Source organism: Pseudomonas sp. SWI36 (genome assembly GCF_002948105.1).
GTDB lineage: Bacteria > Pseudomonadota > Gammaproteobacteria > Pseudomonadales > Pseudomonadaceae > Aquipseudomonas > Aquipseudomonas alloputida.
This window is the reverse complement of record NZ_CP026675.1, coordinates 1941081-1959173: the sequence shown is the minus strand read 5'-3', so window position 1 is coordinate 1959173 and position 18093 is coordinate 1941081. Positions and strand designations below refer to the sequence as shown.

Here is an 18093-nt window from a genome sequence, read left to right as displayed (position 1 = left end):
CCGCTCGAATGGGGAACGCTTCAAATCACTGCACGCCATGGCCTGTCTCTTTTGCTTTCAACCACATGATGAATGGCTCGACTACCTCGGTTGGCACAAGTCCCTCGACTGGTTCAAGGTCGTCGAAAGTGCAGCTGATCTTCTTGGTCTGAATGTCAACCGTGAACATTCCGTCACTTTTATCAAGCACTAATTTCAGAGCTCGGCAGGTTTTGTCAAACTTCGCCATGAAGCCTTGATCAACATGCTTTGTGTCCGTTAGTGCCGCCGGCGAAGCACCATGGCTACGGAGGGCAGAGCGAAGAGCTTCAACCTCCTTCCTCAGTCTCTCGGTCTCAGCTTGAAGCTGGTCTGCTCGTTGAACAGCCAGTTTTCCGACAAGCTTGTCCTTCTTCGACTCCATGTTCCCAGCGGAATCCCAGTGCTTGTAGAAGATAGGCCCGATGAGCGCCCAATAGTCAGTGCTCTGTACTAGGGTTCTGTAGCCAATTTTCTTTTCGTTTACAGGCAGGCCATCATTGTACAGCTCGGCACAGAACCTGGAGTAAGGGGTAACCCCATCGAATGACGTTTTCCCTACGAACGCTTTCAGCTTAGGAATGACCTCGTCTTTGATTCGAGTGATCCTGTAGTCGCGATGCCGCTTTTGAGAGCCAGCAAAGCGGTTCTGGCCCTTTTTAGCTCCTTTGCTCATGCCGGGACACCTCCAGGGCTAGAAATTAGCTTCAGGATCGCGGTAGGGCGCTCCAAGGCCATTGGCTGAGCCAGCGCATCACTCAGTTCGTGTATTGAAACACCGAGGACTTCACACGTAGACCGAATCAGCCCCCTGAATTCATCGATCAACGTGAACCCTGTAGGAGCTGCTTGCAGCATGCGGTTAAAGTTTCCAGTGAAGGCCAGGAGCTTATTTCTTGCGACTTGAATCTGCTTATCCAGCTGTGGAGTGAAATACTCTGCATGCGACTTGGCTTCCGCTGTGCGCGCAATCAGGTTGGAAAGTGAGCCTTCTTTCAACTCCAGGCGTTCCAGTCGCTCAGTGACGATCTCAGGTTTCTCTACAAGGAAATCCTCACGTGTTTTGATCTCGCTATGCATTTGCTCAAGGCAGTGAGCAGTAATGCTCCACGAGATGATCTCTGCCGCGAGGAATTTTCGGCGATTGACTTTTTGCATGAGGCTTTCAGGCGATGCACCGTTCCTTTTGGCCTCGGCGATATGAGCTTCCAACTCGCTGCATTCATCAGTCATCACACGGATGACGCCGTAGATCCTGGGCAGATGGTCGACAGTCTTGACCGAGTAGTAACACCCCCCGCATGGCATACTCACGCCTGGTATGGCACCCAGGTCTTTTATGACGTCCGCAGGACAGTGATTTCCAAACGGGCAAATGTGAGTAGGCATGAAGGCCAATGACTCGATGGGGCGCTGCTTTGCAGCCCTCACGCCAGATACCACATCGTCTTTGGTCTCACGGTCGAATGAGATTGCCCCAAAGTCACTCAGGGACTGTGCTTTGTCTCTTCGGAAAGCCTGCTGCAACTTCGAAGCAGGGTCTTCAGCCTTGATCATTGACATCGCTGGGCGCTCAACGAGCAAGCCCTGCTCGACGCTCATCTTCTGGTACTGAGACACTGTCTTCAGATACTCAGGGTCGACTTTGGCGTAATACATGACGTGTTCAACAGTGGCATGGCCAGTGATGAAGTTCCCAATGATGTGCGGTGGCAAGACCCTGATGAACTCAGATACTACAGACACCCTGCAGGAATGTGGGGTGTGCTCGATTAGCTTGCAGGCTTGTCCCTCAAGCTTCACTGCCGCCAAGTAGTCGATAGGCTCGTCGATTGTTTCCAGGTCGCCCAGCGCCTCAGGCATTGAGTTCGTCGGATCAATTCCCAGTTGGTATCTACAGAAAAGATCAAAGGAATAGATTAGCCTTTTGAAATATTTCCCATAGGCCTCTGGAGTCAGCACGCCAGGAGTTTCTCCCTTGGGGAAAAGTGTGATGATTTTTCCGTGCTCATTGTCCTCATGGTAGTCATACCAAGTCTCGACTTCCATTGACGGGTCGTTGAACCAAGGGATCATCGCCTTTTGGCGATCCAGTAGCTCAATAACCGACTTCGAAACAGTGGCATCCCACGGGCCGTTTACTTTGTCGGTATTGATGTGCAACTTACAAAGTGGAGGGAGAGGCCTCGACCGATCAATATGCTTGGCATAGGTGCGCTTCTCCAACCACCGAATGTGGATGCTTCGAATGCCTGTCTCCAGGGCTACAATGTTATGTCTTATGTAGTTTGGCTGTGGGTAGAACACCCACTTGTCGTTGCGCTCTACTGTGTGCTCAATAATTGGTACAACGAACCTTGGCAGAAGTCGTAGCGCCTCATATTTCATGGGGCGGTTATCTTCAGACTTTGGCAGCGAAGCATCGAATGATGGATTTCGATAAAATACAACAGGGATATATCCAAGCTTTTCAGTTTGAATTACTTTTTGGGCCTCGTTCCAGTTTTTGGTTTCGATGTCGGCCCTGTATTCTTTGTCGAACAGATTTATCTGCTCGTCATAAACTTTTTCTGCAACATATGTTGTGAATGATTCAATTGCATAGCAGTATTGCAGGAGGTACGGGAAATGCTCTGAATGAAATGCCGGCTTATTGGAGCTGTTGCTCCTTCTGACGATGGGGTAATCAATCTCCAGTATCGGGCAAACGAAGCCGGCAAGCTTTTCGTCTGCGCTCGAGTTTGCCACTAAGTAGTTAAACAAAGTGACAATGTGATACATGATTTGCTGGACGGTTGTGTTTGACCGGCCTCTGCGAAGAAAAGTCAGAAAGCCTGTGAAACCATCGCCTTCCATGTGTCTTCTATTCAACTCGCCTGGGTGAGGAGGAGTCAATCCTGTGGCAGTAGGATACTCTCCGAATAGCCACGTGTTCAGGACAGCAAAGCTTTTGTTGTATGCGCTAAAAGACTTAATTCCTCGAGACTTCTGCAGTTCGGTGAATTTGTCCTGATATTTCAACCAGGACTCTACGCTATCCTTGTGCTCATCAGGGTAGTCATACTCACCCGAGACCAGTGCTTTTCTGCTCGCGTGTAAATCATTTTTAGCGCGAAGAGCGACTTGGCTACACCTATCAGGATACAACCTCTGAACGTAGTTCCAGAATGCGGCTGGGGCAATAGGGTATTTGAACCAGTCAATATCACCTCTGCGCATCACGACCAAGTGGTCGACCAAGTCCGAGATGTCATCTGGATTGATGTCTTCGATTCGATGCCAGTCTGTGCAGCGAATCATCCGCCATGCATACCACTCAAAGTTCTTGACAGCTGTAGGCTTCATTACAGAGAGGATGTCTGGAATGCCTTCATAAGAGACATGTGAGACAAATGGCTGGCTCACGAATGCCAGCACCTCGGTGTAAGATGCTGCAGCGAACTCAAAGTAATTGGTGCCTGCGTCCTCGTTGTGAACTGTAGGCTTCCTCAGATCAGCCGGAAGTAAGACGGCCCGCTCTTGCCAGAGGAAGTGAAGGATCAAAATGCAGTCTCTGCTCAGCCTCTCCAGGGAGGATTTGTTGAGCCAGTCGACAGACGCTTTCGGAACCACCTGCTTCGCAACTGCCAGAGCGGCAGTCTTCTTTGTGCAGGCCAAGGCGTTACGCACCCACGCCTCGTCGTAGACGGGGGCATTAGAAACGCTCAGGTGATCATCGAATAGACGCACGATGGATGCGTTGTAGTATTCGTTGCGGGCACCGCTTGTTACCTTGCTTGGAGAGATGTAGTTCGTACCGAACAGCTCTCTGCAGACGCATGCCTTGGCCTTGGTGATCGCCTCTTTGATCGACCGCTCCAAGGCCTCTCCAGTCTTGATGATCTGGATGTCCTTGGTCAGGTTAATCATTTTTTGCCCCTTCAATGCGGTTCGCTTCGTCCTTCAACACCTCAAGCTGACGCATGAAGAACTCCTCGCGGATTGCCCTAAAGGAGGCATCGCCCCTCTGGGTGACGTGCTGGTTCGCGTGCTGGATGTACGCATCGATGATGTCGGTATCGTGCTTCGCGTACTTCATCGTGGAAGTGATACTGGCGTGACCCATCAGAATCTTCACGTAGGTAATGGGTAGGCCAGGAATGCTCTGACCAGGGACAGGCATGTAATTCAGTGTGTAGGTTCCGTACATGTGCCTAAGTGAGTGTGGGCTGATGCCTGTGACGTCCGGCAAGCCTGCTCTCAACGCATATTTCTTGAAGGTTTTGTCGCGGCTGCTCCTGTCGCTTGCGAAGAAGGGCCTGCCGTCAGTGTTTTGAAAGAGGAAATCATGGCCAACGCTGGCGTTGTATTCGAGGGCCAGGTACTTCTCGAGGCTCTCCCAGAATATTCGGGCGAATGGCTCAATCATGAAGGTGATCTCAGTCTCTCGGCCTTTCCAGGACAGAAGCTTGTGCTCCTCTTCAGTGAGGCCAGGTGTCTTCCTTGCAAATGGGTCGCGAAGAAACACGGCGAACGCGTCATCATCGATGTCAGGCATTCTCACCTGCAGCGCCTCGCTTGAGCGGGCGCCTGTCGCACCAAGAAGGGCGTAGAGAGTCATGTCCCGGTAGAAGGTCTTGGACTTCCCAGGCTTGGTCTGCCTGACCAGGTCGACAGATCGTTCGATGGGGAATGGAAGGGTCTTGAACGGCTGCTTGTCATTTTTCCTATCCCTTCGCCCCGCTTGAGCAAACAGCCTGTCTTTCTTGCGCTTTGGCAGGACTGAGTTGAGCGAATCACGAATGACTGCGGCCATCCAAGAATTGGCCTTCTGGGCAGAGAGCTCGTATTGGCTTCGGTACTCAGCGCGGCTCGAGTAAAAGCGGCTAAACAGCTGGTCAGGCGCAGAGATATTCTTCGACTCTGCTACCTGGAGAAACCATCGGATCGAAGACTCAATGGTCTGGGCGATTGAGCTCTGCCCCGTGAGCCTCACTTTCCCCAAACGCTCGGCCAGCGTCTTCGCTATCGGGTTCGAGGCTCCCGTCCCGAACATCAGAAAAGACTGATAGCTGTAGATGATGGTCTCAATGGTGACCTCGACATCTGCAGGAAATGGGGTCTTCGACGCTTCGTAGACGTAATCGACGAACCGCCCGACGTGTTCAGAGTAGGCCTTCTCGGTGTTGGGGGCATAGCCTCTACGTGCCAGCCAAGCCGTGTAGTCGGTGAACGGTTTGAACTCCCGCGCCTCGTCGGGGACGCCAGGGTCGAGGTGAAGCAGGAGGTAGTTCGCTTCACTCGTCAGTGGCGCATCGACCAGGAGGAAATTTTTCATGAGCTCTCGTTCCAAATACCACACCCTTTTTAGCTTTGGGTGTTGCACTTGCCATGTCAAGAGCGAAATCTCAAATTGTCGAATTTTTGGAACGCAGAAAGCTCCGTCAGCGTGGTCATTGACCTTCTGAGGAGTGCGGTAACTGGTTGATTTTGCTGAAAAATGGGGCCACTGGAGGGAATCGAACCCTCGACCTGCCGATTATGAGTCGGATGCTCTAACCGATTGAGCTACAGTGGCATTGAGGCATTACAAACTAACAAAAATGGGCTTCAAATACCACACTGGCATTCGTACCACATAAGAACCGTGGACCAAAGGATTATGAGTCCTCTGCTCTAACCGACTGAGCTATAGGCCCTCAGTAAGTGGGCGGATTATAACGAGGGTTTCGCACCTGTGCCATCTGAAAGATCCGATAGTGCTATGCGAAGAAACGCGGCCGCGAATTCCTCTGGTGGTAGCGGGAGGCTGACGATGTAGCCCTGGATCTGCTCGCAGCCCTCGGCCGCCAGAAAACGTTGCTGGGCCTGGTTCTCCACGCCTTCGGCAATGATGGTCAACTGCATGCTGCGGCCCAGGGCAATGATCGCCCGGGCAATGGCGGCGTCGTGTGGATCGTCGGGCAGGCCGCGGATGAACGACTTGTCGATCTTGAGGATGTCCAGCGGCAGGCGCTTGAGGTAGCTGAGCGAGGAATAGCCGGTGCCGAAGTCATCGATGGCCAGCTGTACGCCGAGTTTCTTCAGTTGGTACAGCACGGCCAGGGCCTCTTCTGCCTGGCTCATGATGAAGTTCTCGGTGATTTCCAACTGCAGGTCACCGGCCTTCAGCTGATGGTGCTTGAGCAGTTGTTCGATGCGCCGTGCCAGGTGTGGGTGGCGCAGCTGGGCGCCGGCAAGGTTGATCGACAGCGGGCCGAAGGGTTCGTAGTGCTGCTTCCAGGCCTGCATCTGCCGGCAGGCTTGCTCCAGTACCCAGTCGCCGAGCTGCAGGATGGTGCCGTTCTCTTCCGCCAAGTGGATGAAGTGTTCCGGCGGTACCTCACCAAAGGTCGGGTGGCTCCAGCGGATCAGCGCTTCGGCACCCACGAGGCTCTGGGTCTTCAGGCTGAGCTTGGGCTGGAAGCACAGGCTCATTTCGTTGCGTTCGACGGCCCGGCGCAGCTCATGCTCCAGGGCGATGCGCTCGCTGGCCTGGGCGGTGAGGTCGCGGGTGTAGGCTTCGACGCGGTTGCGGCCTTTGGCCTTGGAGCGGTACATGGCGGCGTCGGCGTTGCGGATGAGTGTGGAGACGTCGGTGCCATCCTGTGGGTAGAGACTGATGCCGATGCTGGCGCTGGTGAAAAACTCATGCTCGCCGGCCTGGAACGGTGCGTTGAAGCAGGCCAGTAGTTTGTTGGCGATAGTGCTGGCGTCACTGGGCTTGTGCAAGCCGGGCAGCAGAATGATGAATTCGTCGCCACCCAGGCGGGCTACGGTATCAACGTCGCGTACCTGCTCTTTCAGGCGCTGGGCGATGCCCTTGAGCAGCAGGTCGCCGACCGGGTGGCCAAGGCTGTCGTTGATGTGCTTGAAGCGGTCGAGGTCCAGGAACAGCACTGCGCCCTGGCGGTTGGACACCTGCGCACAGGTGAGTACGCCCTGTAGCCGGTTTTCGAACAAGGTGCGATTGGGCAGGCCGGTCAGCGGGTCGTGGTGGGCCTGATAGTCGAGTTTGGCCTGGGCGTGCTTGATGCTGGAGATGTCTGCAAAAACCGCCACGAAGTGGGTGATCTCGCGGTCGCTGTTGCGCACGGCGCTGATGGTCAGCCAGCTGGGGTAAAGTTCGCCGTTCTTGCGCTTGTTGTAGATTTCGCCCTGCCAGTGGCCCTCGGCGGTAAGCTGGTGCCACATGGCCAGGTAGAAAGCGCTGTCGTGCTGGCCAGAGGCGAGCAGGCGCGGGGTCTGGCCGAGGGCCTCGATCTCGCTGTAGCCGGTGATTTCGCTGAAGGCACGGTTGACGGCACTGATGCGTTGGTCAATGTCGGTAATCAGCACCCCTTCGGCAGTGTTCTCGAACACCGTGGCGGCCAGCTGCAGTTTTTCTTGCATCAGGTGACGCTCGGTGATGTCGCGGGCGATGGTCAGCATGCAGTCGACGCCGGTAATCGGCAGGGGCCGGGCGGAAAGCTCGCACAGTCGGATCTGCCCGTCGCTGCGGCGGATATGACAGGTGAAGTCGCGCACGAAGCCGTCGCGGTTGAGCTGGTCGACCAGGCGTTTGCGCTCGTTGAGGTCGACCCAGATACCCAGGTCCAGCGAGGTCTGGTCGATGGTTGGGTTGAGGTCGTAGCCGGTGAGGCGGCAGAAGCCTTCGTTCACCTCCAGCAGCAAACCGTCGCTCTGGCGCGACAGCAGCAGGCCGTCGGGCGAAGCGTGGAAAGCCTTTGCGAACTTTTCTTCCGAAGTTTGCAGCTGTTGCTGGGTCTCCTTGAGCTGGCTGATGTCGCGTACTGCCACTACCAGCGCGGGCGTCCCGTCCAGTTCGAAGGTTTCAGCCGAAGTCAGGCCAGTGAACAGTTGGCCGTTGCTGCGTCGGAAGCTCATTTCCAGGTTACGGATACCACCTTGGTGCAACCTTTCAAGCAGGACCGGGCCACTGCCCTCTACGCCCCACAGGTCAAGGTCGGTGGCAGTGCGGCCAATGACCTGGTCTGGGGGCAGTCCGATCTGCTCTTCGAAAGCCTCGTTCACCTCCAGCAGGCAGCCATCGCTGTGGCGAGCGATCAGCAAGATATCGGGGCACTGCTGGAATACCGAGGCGAACTTCTGTTCGGACAGGCGCAGGGCGTCCTCAGTGCGCTTGGTTTCGCTGATGTCGATCATCAGCCCGCGCATCACTGGCTGGTGGCCGTGCTCGATCATGCTGACGATATTGCGTACCCAGAGGGGCTGACCGTCAGCCCGGATCACCCGGTAGTCCAGGCTGTGGTCGCGCCCCGCTGCGGTCTCGCTGTCGCAGTAGGCCTGAGCCCAGAGCGCGTCCTCCGGGTGCAGGATGCTGCGCCAGAAACCGGGCCTGAGCCAGTCGCTCAATGGGTAGCCAAGCAGGTCTTCGGCATGGGGTGAAACGTAGCTGTAGGTGAAGTCGTTGGCATCGGCTTCCCAGGCGATGGCTGACAGGCTCTCGACCAGGCCGCGGTAGTGGTACTCGCTGCTGCGCAGTTCTTGCTCAAGGGCGATGCGCCGGGAAATTTCCGAGCTGAGCCGGCGGTTGATGCGAATGACCACTGCCAGCACAGCCATCAGCAGCAGCACCGTTGGCAGGCCATACACCAGCAGGTCGGACCAGAACATCCGCTGGTCGACCACATTGCCCACCCAATGTTGCTGGATCTGGCTGATTTCGCTGCTGCTCATGTCGGCCATCACTTTGTCGAGGATGCCGACCAGCACGCTCTTGTCGCGGGGAACGGCCATCGCCAACTGGTAGCGGTAGGGCGTTTCGCCGCTGACGTAGAGGCCGTCGAGCTTGAGTTGGCGCAGGCTCCAGATACTGGAAGCGAGGTCGCCGACCACGGCATCCACTTGGTCGGTGGCCAGGGCTTGCAGCGTGGAGCTGACGTTTGGCAGGGCAACCAGGTTGAGGTCCGGGTGGTGGGTACGCAGCAACTCGTGCGGGGCGTAGTTCTCGACCACGGCAATTTTCAAGCCGTACAGGTCAGCCAGCTTGCGCGGTTGTGCGCCGCCTTTGTGCGCGAGGATCACAATGGGGAAGTCGAGGTACGGGCGAGTGAAGGCCAGGAAGCCCTGGCGTTCGGGGGTGGACATGATGCCGGGCAGCAGGTCGATACGGCTTTCCCGCGCCTGCGCCAGCACCTCGGTCCAGCTGCTGGGTTCGACCGGTTTGAACGTCACGCCCAGGCGCTGCTGGATCATGGCGATGTAGTCGGCGGCCAATCCCTGGTACCGGCCCTCCTGGTCGCGAAACTCGAACGGTGGCCAAGAGGCGTCTACGCCCAGTTTCAGCTGCGGGTGGGCAGCCAGCCAGGCGTTCTCCTCATCTGTCAGGGTCAGGGCGCCGGCCGTTGTGTTCCACAAAATCAGGATCAGCAACAGAATGGCCGGCTTCAAGGACATGGCAGCCTCGCACTCAGGTGGTCTGAAGTCGAGTGTAGACGGGCATTGCCGCAGGTGTGCAACGGAAGGCGGGCTTTATGTCACGGGCCACTAAAGAAAAACCCCGGCCTGGGCCGGGGTTTTGTCATCACTCGTCGAGGAAGGAGCGTAGGTGCTCGCTGCGAGTCGGGTGGCGCAGCTTGCGCAACGCCTTCGCTTCGATCTGACGGATCCGCTCACGCGTTACGTCAAACTGCTTACCCACCTCTTCGAGGGTGTGGTCGGTGTTCATGTCGATACCGAAACGCATGCGCAGCACCTTGGCTTCACGTGCGGTCAGGCCCGAGAGCACGTCACGGGTGGCTTCCTTGAGGCTTTCGACCGTGGCCACGTCGATCGGGGACTGCATGGTCGAGTCCTCGATGAAGTCGCCCAGGTGCGAATCTTCGTCGTCACCGATCGGGGTTTCCATGGAGATCGGCTCTTTGGCGATCTTCAGTACCTTGCGGATCTTGTCCTCAGGCATTTCCATGCGCTCGCCCAGCTCTTCCGGAGTCGGCTCGCGACCCATTTCCTGCAGCATCTGGCGGGAAATACGGTTGAGCTTGTTGATCGTCTCGATCATGTGCACCGGAATGCGGATGGTGCGTGCCTGGTCAGCGATCGAACGGGTGATCGCCTGACGGATCCACCAGGTGGCATAGGTCGAGAACTTATAGCCGCGACGGTATTCGAACTTGTCCACCGCTTTCATCAGACCGATGTTGCCTTCCTGGATCAGGTCTAGGAACTGCAGGCCACGGTTGGTGTACTTCTTGGCGATGGAAATCACCAGACGCAGGTTCGCCTCGACCATTTCTTTCTTGGCGCGGCGGGCCTTGGCTTCACCGATCGACATGCGACGGTTGATTTCCTTGATCTCGGCAACGGTCAGGCCGGTTTCGGTCTCAAGGTCGATCAGCTTCTGTTGGCAAGCGACGATGGCAGCGTTCTTTTCACCCAGGGCGGCAGCCCACTTGGTGTTGCGCTTGGCCAGGTCACCGCTCCAGGTCTGGTCGGTTTCGTTGCTTGGGAACATGCGCAGGAAGTCAGCTCGCGGCATGCGGGCGTCACGTACGCACAGCTGCATGATGGCGCGTTCTTGCTGTCGCAGACGGTTCAGGGCGTCACGGACACGCTCGACCAGTACCTCGAACTGCTTTGGTACCAGCTTGATCGGCATGAACAGGTCAGCCAGGGCCTGCAGGGCCTCGATGCTTTCCTTGTGGTTACGACCATTTTTCTTCAGGACCTTGGAGGTTGCCTGAAGCTGATCGGATACCGCACCGAAGCGTTGGGCTGCGACGACCGGATCCGGGCCGCTCTCGGCCTCTTCCTCGTCGTCACCGCTTTCGGATTCCTCTTCGTCGTCGTCGGACTCTTCCTTCGCCGCAGCGGCCTTGGCGCCTGGGATCGGCACTTCTTCGGTTGGCGCGGCAATGTTGTCGTCAGGGTCGATGTAACCGCTGAGAACGTCCGACAGGCGGCCACCCTCGGTGGTGACGCGGTCGTATTCGCCGAGAATGTAGTCGACAGTGCCCGGGAAGTGGGCGATGGCGCCCATGACTTCACGAATGCCTTCCTCGATACGCTTGGCGATTTCGATCTCGCCTTCGCGGGTCAGCAGCTCGACAGTACCCATTTCGCGCATGTACATGCGCACCGGGTCGGTCGTGCGGCCGATATCGGTTTCAACTGCCGCCAATGCAGCAGCGGCTTCTTCGGCCGCGGCTTCATCGGTGTCGGCTTCCGCCAACAGAAGGGCATCCGCATCCGGAGCACTCTCGAATACGTTGATCCCCATGTCGTTGATCATGCGGATGATGTCTTCCACCTGTTCCGGATCTGAAATATCCTCAGGCAGGTGGTCGTTGACCTCCGCGTAAGTCAGGTAGCCCTGCTCACGACCGCGGGTGATCAACTCTTTGATACGAGACTGCTGTTGCGCTTTTCCGGACATAACACCCTATCCACTGAAGGTCTTGGCGGGCAAAAAACAAGCCGAGGATTATACCCGAGCATGGGCCTCACGCGCCAGATGAGGTCGGCGTTTGTGCGGGAACATTTCGACTCAGCAGGGCGAGGAGCTGGGTTTTTTCCTCGCTGGTCAATTCGCTTTGACGTGATTTCCTGAGCAGTTGTTCCAGGCTGCGCTCGCGTTGGCGGGCGGACAAGCTAGTTATAGTGTCGAAAAACTGTTGTTCAAGGTTGTCGGCCACGATAAGCCATTCCTTTTCCGCCAGAGCCCGTAGCAGGCGGCCCTGTTCGGTGCCATGCCAACGTGCGATCAACTGCATTGAGCTTAGCCCAGGATTTTTCTGCGCGGCTTCGATCAATGCCACCAGTAGCTGGCTGTACAGGTGTTCTTCGTCGGCGAAGTGGCTGGCATCTTCCACCTTGCCGGCCAGCAGTGGGTGGTGCAGCAGGGTGCGCAGGGCGGCCAGCGTGGGCGGCTCGACTGGCGCTGGCACGCGGGGAGGCGCTTCGTCGCGTTGCTGCCAGGGCTTGCCGCCCTTGCGGTTCTTGTCCCAGGGTTTGTCGCTCCACGGCTTCTTGCTGCCCCCCTTGTTGGGTTTCCACGCCTGTTCCTGATGAGCGGGGGCATAGTCGTGCTGCGGCATGTCGCCGTAGTCGGGGGTGTAGCTGGCCATGGCGTCGTAATCGTAGCCAGGGTCGTAGTCCGGCATGCTGCTGGTCGCCGGCGCTTGTTGCGCCAGCTGCTCGACCTGCTGCGGATCGAGGCCGGTGATTTCCTTCAGGCGGTTGCGCATCAGCTGGCGCAGGTTGGCGCCGGGGATCTTTTCGATCAACGGTGCGGCCAAGGTCGCCATATGCGCCTTGCCTTCCAGCGAGCGCGGGTCGGCTTCCACGCCAAGTTGCTCGAAGAAGTAGTCGGCCAGCGGTTGGGAATGCTGGTTGATACGGGCCATGAAGGCGTCGGTACCTTCGGCGCGCACCAGGCTGTCCGGGTCTTCGCCTTCGGGCAGGAACAGGAAGCGCGCGCGACGGCCGTCCTGCAGGTTCGACAATGTCGATTCCAGTGCGCGCCAGGCGGCCTTGCGCCCGGCCTGGTCGCCGTCAAAACAGAACAGCACGCTGGGCACCACGCGGAACAGGCGCTTGAGGTGCTCTTCGCTGGTGGCGGTGCCAAGGGTGGCCACGGCATTGCGCAGGCCTTGCTGGGCCAGGGCGATGACGTCCATGTAGCCCTCGACGACGATGATCTCGTCGAGGTTGCGGTTGTGCTTGCGCGCCTCGTACAGCCCGTACAGCTCCTGCCCCTTGTGGAACACCGGGGTTTCCGGGGAGTTCAGGTACTTGGGCTTGTCGTCGCCGAGCACCCGGCCACCGAAGGCGATGATGCGCCCGCGGCTGTCACGTATCGGGAACATCACCCGGTCGCGGAAGCGGTCGTAGCGCTTGCCGCTCTCGGCGTTCTCGATCAGCAGGCCGGCATCGATCATCACCTTCTGCTGCAGGGTGTCGGCACCCAGGTGCTTGAGCAGGTTGTCCCAGCCGGGCGGGGCAAAGCCCAGGCCGAAGTCGCGGGCAATTTCCCCGGACAGGCCGCGGCCCTTGAGGTAGTCCACCGCTGCCTTGCGTGACGGGTGGCTGCGCAGGGCCTGGCGGTAGAACTCCGAGGCGGCGTCCAGTAGCGGGTACAGTGGCGAGTCAGTGGGCTGGCGCGGCTTCTGGTCGCGGCGGCCTTGCTCGCGGGGGACTTCCATGCCAGCGGCGCGTGCCAGTTCCTCGACGGCCTGGGGGAAGTCCAGGTTGTCGTGGTCCATGACAAAGCCCAAGGCGTTGCCACCGGCGCCACAGCCGAAGCAGTAGTAGAACTGCTTGTCGGGGCTGACCGTGAAGGACGGGGTTTTTTCTTTGTGGAACGGGCAGCAGGCCGAGTAGTTCTTGCCGGTTTTTTTCAGCTGGACGCGCGAACTCACCACGTCGACGATGTCGAGGCGGTTGATCAGGTCGTCAATGAAACTCTGGGGAATCAGCCCGGCCATGGCAGTCTCGTTATCTGGCAACTGGCAAGTCTAATCGCTCACGCGCCGAAGGGGGCGAGTGCTGCTTGGGGAAGTGCGAGGGAATGTGTGCTCGTCGCCAGCCCCTAAGGGCTCGTCAGTCGGACGTGCACGTCTGGTCATACAGCAAGGAGGACCAGCTCTGACGTTTCAGGCAGGTTGCCCATGATGCAGTTCGCATGAAGCTTGTGCAGGGCCTTGAGCTAGCTGCTCAAGTTTGAAACGACCACTGCCATCGCCCGGGGGTTAGCCGGGCAGGGCAGAAGCTTTGCGTTGAACGCCTGTATTAGTACAGACGAACGGCGCGGCGCTGTTCGCGCTGAACTTTCTTGGCGTGACGCTTAACAGCAGCAGCTGCTTTGCGCTTACGCTCTGCGGTCGGCTTCTCGTAAAACTCGCGGCTACGAACTTCAGCCAGTACACCGGCTTTTTCGCAGGAGCGCTTGAAACGACGCAGAGCTACGTCGAAGGGTTCGTTCTCTTTAACTTTGACGGCTGGCATCCAGGGCTACCTTAATTCATTACCGGGGTAGACGTGCTCCTGGCAAAACAAAGGTGTGCTGGAGAACGTCGGTTTTCAAGGGTTGCGGATGTTAACCCTTAGCAAGCCGGAATGCAAAGCCTCTGATCGAAAACCGCTGGTCGGCACCCGACACGGGGACTATCATGCGCGGCTTCGAATTCAGCCCCCACAAGGGACGAGCCCATGCTAGTACTGGGATTGGAAACATCCTGCGACGAAACCGGCGTCGCATTATACGACAGTGAACGCGGTTTGTTGGCCGATGCACTGTTCAGCCAGATCGACCTGCACCGCGTCTTCGGCGGCGTGGTGCCCGAGCTTGCCTCGCGTGATCACGTCAAGCGCATGCTGCCGCTCATCCGCCAGGTGTTGGACGAGGCAGGCTGCGTTGCCACCGAAATCGACGCCATCGCCTACACCGCGGGCCCCGGCCTGGTCGGCGCCTTGCTGGTGGGCGCTTCCTGCGCCCAGGCGCTGGCCTTTGCCTGGGACATCCCGGCGATCGGTGTGCACCACATGGAGGGTCACCTGCTGGCACCCATGCTGGAAGAAAACCCGCCAGAGTTTCCGTTCGTCGCTTTGTTGGTTTCCGGTGGCCATACCCAGCTGGTTCGGGTCGATGGCATCGGTCAGTACGAACTGTTGGGCGAAAGCCTGGACGATGCTGCCGGTGAAGCGTTCGACAAGACCGCCAAGCTGATCGGCCTCAATTACCCGGGTGGTCCGGAAATCGCGCGTCTGGCCGAGCAAGGTGTGCCTGGGCGCTTCGTGTTCCCGCGGCCAATGACCGATCGGCCAGGCCTGGAATTCAGCTTCAGTGGCCTCAAGACCTTCGCCCTGAACACCTGGCAGCAATGCAAGAATGCTGGCGACGACAGTGAGCAAACCCGTTGCGACCTGTCCCTGGCATTCCAGCAGGCGGTGGTGGAGACTTTGACCATCAAGTGCAAGCGGGCGCTCAAGCAGACCGGCCTCAAGCGGCTGGTCATCGCGGGTGGCGTGAGTGCCAACAAGGCCCTGCGCGCGTCTCTGGAGGACATGCTCGGTAGCATCAAGGGCAACGTGTACTACGCGCGCCCGCAATTCTGTACCGACAATGGTGCGATGATCGCCTACGCCGGTTGCCAGCGCCTGCTGGCCGGGCAGCAGCAAGACCTGGCGATCAGCGTGCAGGCACGCTGGCCGATGGAACAGTTGCCGCCGCTGTAAGGTAGCGCGTCGAAGGTTCAGAAGTGCCGTTCGCGCCCTGCAAACAAGTCGCGCAGGTTGTTGCGGTGGCGCCACACGATCATCACTGTCAGTACGCTGATCGGCAGCAGGGCTTCGGGCTCGCGCCAGGCCAGCAATGGCAAGGTGAGTGGCGTGGCAATCAGCGCGGCCAGTGAGCTGGTGCGCGTGAGGTAGAAGGTCAGCAGCCAGGCGCCGATGGCCAGCAGCGCGGCCGGGAAATACAGGCCCATGAGCATGCCGGCAGCCGTCGCCACGCCCTTGCCGCCCTTGAAGCGGAAGTACAGGGGGAACAGGTGGCCCAGCACTGCGCATATGCCCACCCAGGCCTGCGCGTGCAGGTCCAGCCCGGCAGCGCGGGCGAGCAATACCGGCAAAAGGCCCTTGCACAGGTCGCCTAGCAGGGTCAGGATCGCCAGTTTACGGCCTGCCAGGCGTAGCATGTTGGTGGCGCCGGCATTGCCTGAGCCGCTGGAACGCGGGTCCGGGCTGCCCGAGAGGCGGCTGAGAACAATGGCGAAGGACAGCGAGCCGAGCAGGTAGGCGAGCAACGCCAGTAACCAAAACATGCTAACTATTCCGGGCGAGGACGCCCTGATTCTAACGGCGCCAGTCGCCCTTGTCGTGCTGTGGAGAGAAGTGCTTGGACAGAGTGTTCATCGAAGGCCTGGAAGTCGATACCGTCATCGGTGCCTATGACTGGGAGCGGGATATTCGCCAGTGCTTGCGCCTGGACCTGAGCTTTGCCTGGGACAACCGCCCGGCCGCCGCCGGAGACGACCTGAACCTGGCGCTGGATTACGCCAGTGTGTCGGCGCGCATCCAGGCGTTTGCCGAACAGGCCCGTTTCGAACTGGTTGAGACATTTGCCGAGCGCCTGGTGGCAACCCTGATGGACGAGTTCCACATCCCTTGGGTGCGCTTGAAGCTGACCAAGCCGGGCGCGGTGCCGGCGGCCCGTGGTGGTGTTGGCGTGGAGATCGAGCGCGGATGTCTCTGAGCACGGTTTACCTGGGCCTGGGCAGCAACATCGACCGTGAGGCGCATTTGTGCGCCGGGCTCGATGCGTTGGCTGGCATCCTGACTGACATGCGCTGTTCGCCGGCCTTCGAAAGCCAGGCGGTGGGCATCAAGAGCGGGCCGTTCATCAACTTCGTGGTGACCGGGCAAACCGCGTTGCCGTTGATCGAGCTGGACCGCCGGCTGAAGTTCATCGAGGCCGACAATGGCCGCTATGCACCTGACCGCAAGGGGCTGCCGCTGGATATCGACGTGCTGATGTATGACGATTTGCACGGTACCTTCGATGGGCTGGTACTGCCCCGGGCCGAGATTCTGAAGAACGCTTTTGTGCTGTGGCCGCTGTCGTTGCTGGCACCCGACCTGGTGCATCCGGGGGTGGGCAAGTGCATGGCGCAGCTGTGGCAGGAAGCGCAGATCGATCAGGTACTGGCCCCGGTCGCCTTTGAGTGGCGCGGGTTGCAGTTGACGCCCGCATAAGCCTGTATCGGCCTCTTCGCGGGTAAACCCGCTCCTACAACGGGCTGAGCCCAACCTCTGATGTGTGCCCCCTGTAATCGATGGACTCGCCCCCGCCGAGGCATCACAGTGCCACGGTGGTGTTCGAAGAAGCCAACGGCAGCGAGGGCGAGACCATGAAAAAGCATAGTTCGAAACACGATTCCCTGTCTTCCACTGATGTGGAGCTTTGCACAACCATCTGCGTAGACCTGGCCAAACAGGTCTTCCAATTAGCAGGCGAGGACGCTACTGGTCGGGTGATCTACGAAGATCGCATCAAATCCCGCCAAGCGTTCCACGATTTCCTGCTCAGGCTGCCAACGACCGTGGCCGTCTTGATGGAGTGCGGTCCAGGTGCACAAGCCTGGGCCAGACTGCTGCAGGCCAAAGGTAATCCGGTTCGCATCCTGCCGGCGCAACGTGTCGCCGAACATCGCAGCGGTGCTAAGAACGATCGTAACGACTGCTATGCCATTTTGCGTGCCGGTCGCGATACGAGCATCGCTTCGATACCGATCAAGAGCACCACAGCACTGGCTATTCAAGCGCTGCACCGTATCCGGCGCGGTAACATCAAGCGACATACCGCGCTGGGTAATCAGATCCGTGGTTTGCTACTCGAGCATGGCGTATCCATGCCCCAGGGCGATGCCGCGATCAATAAGCATGTGCCTCAGGCGCTTGAGGATGCTTCCTTGCCTCTACCCGACCTGTTGCGCGAGTTGCTCGATGAGTTGCTGATGGACTGGTTGTCTCTAGGTGAACGCATAGCGGCGCTGAGCCGCCGGCTCGAAGCGACTGCCCAAGAGGATAAAGTCGCTCAGCGACTGATCACCATTCGTGGCGTCGGCCCTATCATTGCCACGGCGATCGTGGCGAAACAGACCGACCCCAGCCGCTTCGCCAGTGGCCGAATGTATTCCGCCTTCTTCGGTATCGTGCCCGATCAGCACAGCAGCGGAAACAAAATCAGATTGGGCAAGATGAGCAAGCGCGGTGACGGCTACATACGCAGCCTGATGATCCAGGGCGCGCATGCTGTCTTGAGTCAGTTAAGGCCTGATTCCGATCAGCCAGATGATCGCCGCCTCTTGCGCTGGCTATCCCGCCTTGGGCGCAAGGAGGCGGCGATCAGGCTGGCTAATCGAAATCTGCGGATTATCTGGGCCCTGTTACAGAGCGATCAGGTTTACCAACGCAAACCGAACGAAAAACCGGAGGCGGCTATGAGCCTCTGACCAACCGGGTAATGCCACCGGGGCGCTAGGCGCTCCAACCCCTGCTAGTGAACATTGACCCTAGGTAAGACCGTCGCAGACC

At 58.5% G+C, this 18093-nt stretch carries 12 protein-coding genes and 1 tRNA gene; 4 read left to right on the top strand and 9 right to left on the bottom strand.

The annotated features are described in order from the left end of the window. Positions 1–25: 25 nt before the first annotated feature. From C4Q27_RS09585 to rpsU, 8 genes are all read right to left on the bottom strand, one after another. Positions 26–694, bottom strand: a complete 669-nt coding sequence (locus C4Q27_RS09585; protein WP_104886774.1) for a hypothetical protein — start codon at positions 692–694, stop codon at positions 26–28. Further along, positions 691–3927 (bottom strand): hypothetical protein, encoded by a 3237-nt coding sequence (locus C4Q27_RS09580; RefSeq protein ID WP_104886773.1) that lies wholly within the window; start codon positions 3925–3927, stop codon positions 691–693. Before C4Q27_RS09580 ends, C4Q27_RS09585 begins: the two co-directional genes overlap by 4 nt. Continuing rightward, a complete protein-coding gene (locus tag C4Q27_RS09575) occupies positions 3920–5335 on the bottom strand; it encodes a site-specific integrase (RefSeq protein ID WP_104886772.1) in 1416 nt (471 codons plus the stop codon). The genes C4Q27_RS09580 and C4Q27_RS09575 overlap by 8 nt, the downstream gene beginning before the upstream one ends. A 163-nt stretch (positions 5336–5498) precedes the next feature. Then, positions 5499–5575 (bottom strand) — tRNA-Ile (locus tag C4Q27_RS09570). Positions 5576–5712: 137 nt separating this feature from the next. Beyond that, positions 5713–9456: a bifunctional diguanylate cyclase/phosphodiesterase gene (locus C4Q27_RS09565; RefSeq protein WP_064491649.1), complete on the bottom strand. Its 3744-nt coding sequence runs from the start codon at positions 9454–9456 to the stop codon at positions 5713–5715. A gap of 127 nt (positions 9457–9583) precedes the next feature. Then, a complete protein-coding gene (rpoD, locus tag C4Q27_RS09560; RefSeq protein ID WP_003255578.1) occupies positions 9584–11434 on the bottom strand; it encodes an RNA polymerase sigma factor RpoD in 1851 nt (616 codons plus the stop codon). 67 nt (positions 11435–11501) lie between these two features. Further along, complete coding sequence (gene dnaG / locus C4Q27_RS09555; RefSeq protein WP_064491650.1) at positions 11502–13484, bottom strand: DNA primase; 1983 nt, start codon at positions 13482–13484, stop codon at positions 11502–11504. A gap of 304 nt (positions 13485–13788) precedes the next feature. After that, positions 13789–14004 carry a 30S ribosomal protein S21 gene (gene rpsU, locus C4Q27_RS09550; protein WP_003255575.1) on the bottom strand — a complete coding sequence of 72 codons (216 nt, stop codon included), beginning with the start codon at positions 14002–14004 and terminating at the stop codon, positions 13789–13791. A 204-nt stretch (positions 14005–14208) separates the two neighbouring features. Here rpsU and tsaD point away from each other — a divergent pair, with 204 nt between their 5' ends. Next, complete coding sequence (gene tsaD, locus C4Q27_RS09545) at positions 14209–15234, top strand: tRNA (adenosine(37)-N6)-threonylcarbamoyltransferase complex transferase subunit TsaD (RefSeq protein WP_010951736.1); 1026 nt, start codon at positions 14209–14211, stop codon at positions 15232–15234. A gap of 17 nt (positions 15235–15251) precedes the next feature. Here the strand turns inward: tsaD and plsY are convergent, their stop codons facing one another. Next, complete coding sequence (plsY, locus tag C4Q27_RS09540; RefSeq protein WP_014589441.1) at positions 15252–15821, bottom strand: glycerol-3-phosphate 1-O-acyltransferase PlsY; 570 nt, start codon at positions 15819–15821, stop codon at positions 15252–15254. Positions 15822–15895: 74 nt separating this feature from the next. On the opposite strand from plsY, the gene folB reads away from it, so the two are divergent. From folB to C4Q27_RS09525, 3 genes are all read left to right on the top strand, one after another. Continuing rightward, the gene (folB, locus tag C4Q27_RS09535) at positions 15896–16252 is read left to right on the top strand and encodes a dihydroneopterin aldolase (RefSeq protein WP_004576188.1); all 357 of its coding nucleotides are present in this window, start codon (positions 15896–15898) and stop codon (positions 16250–16252) included. After that, positions 16243–16752, top strand: coding sequence for a 2-amino-4-hydroxy-6-hydroxymethyldihydropteridine diphosphokinase (gene folK, locus C4Q27_RS09530; protein ID WP_010951738.1), 510 nt, complete (start codon positions 16243–16245; stop codon positions 16750–16752). Before folB ends, folK begins: the two co-directional genes overlap by 10 nt. A 200-nt stretch (positions 16753–16952) precedes the next feature. Further along, on the top strand, positions 16953–18011 hold the full coding sequence (locus C4Q27_RS09525) for an IS110-like element ISPpu11 family transposase (RefSeq protein ID WP_098316384.1): 1059 nt from the start codon (positions 16953–16955) through the stop codon (positions 18009–18011). Positions 18012–18093: the final 82 nt, after the last annotated feature.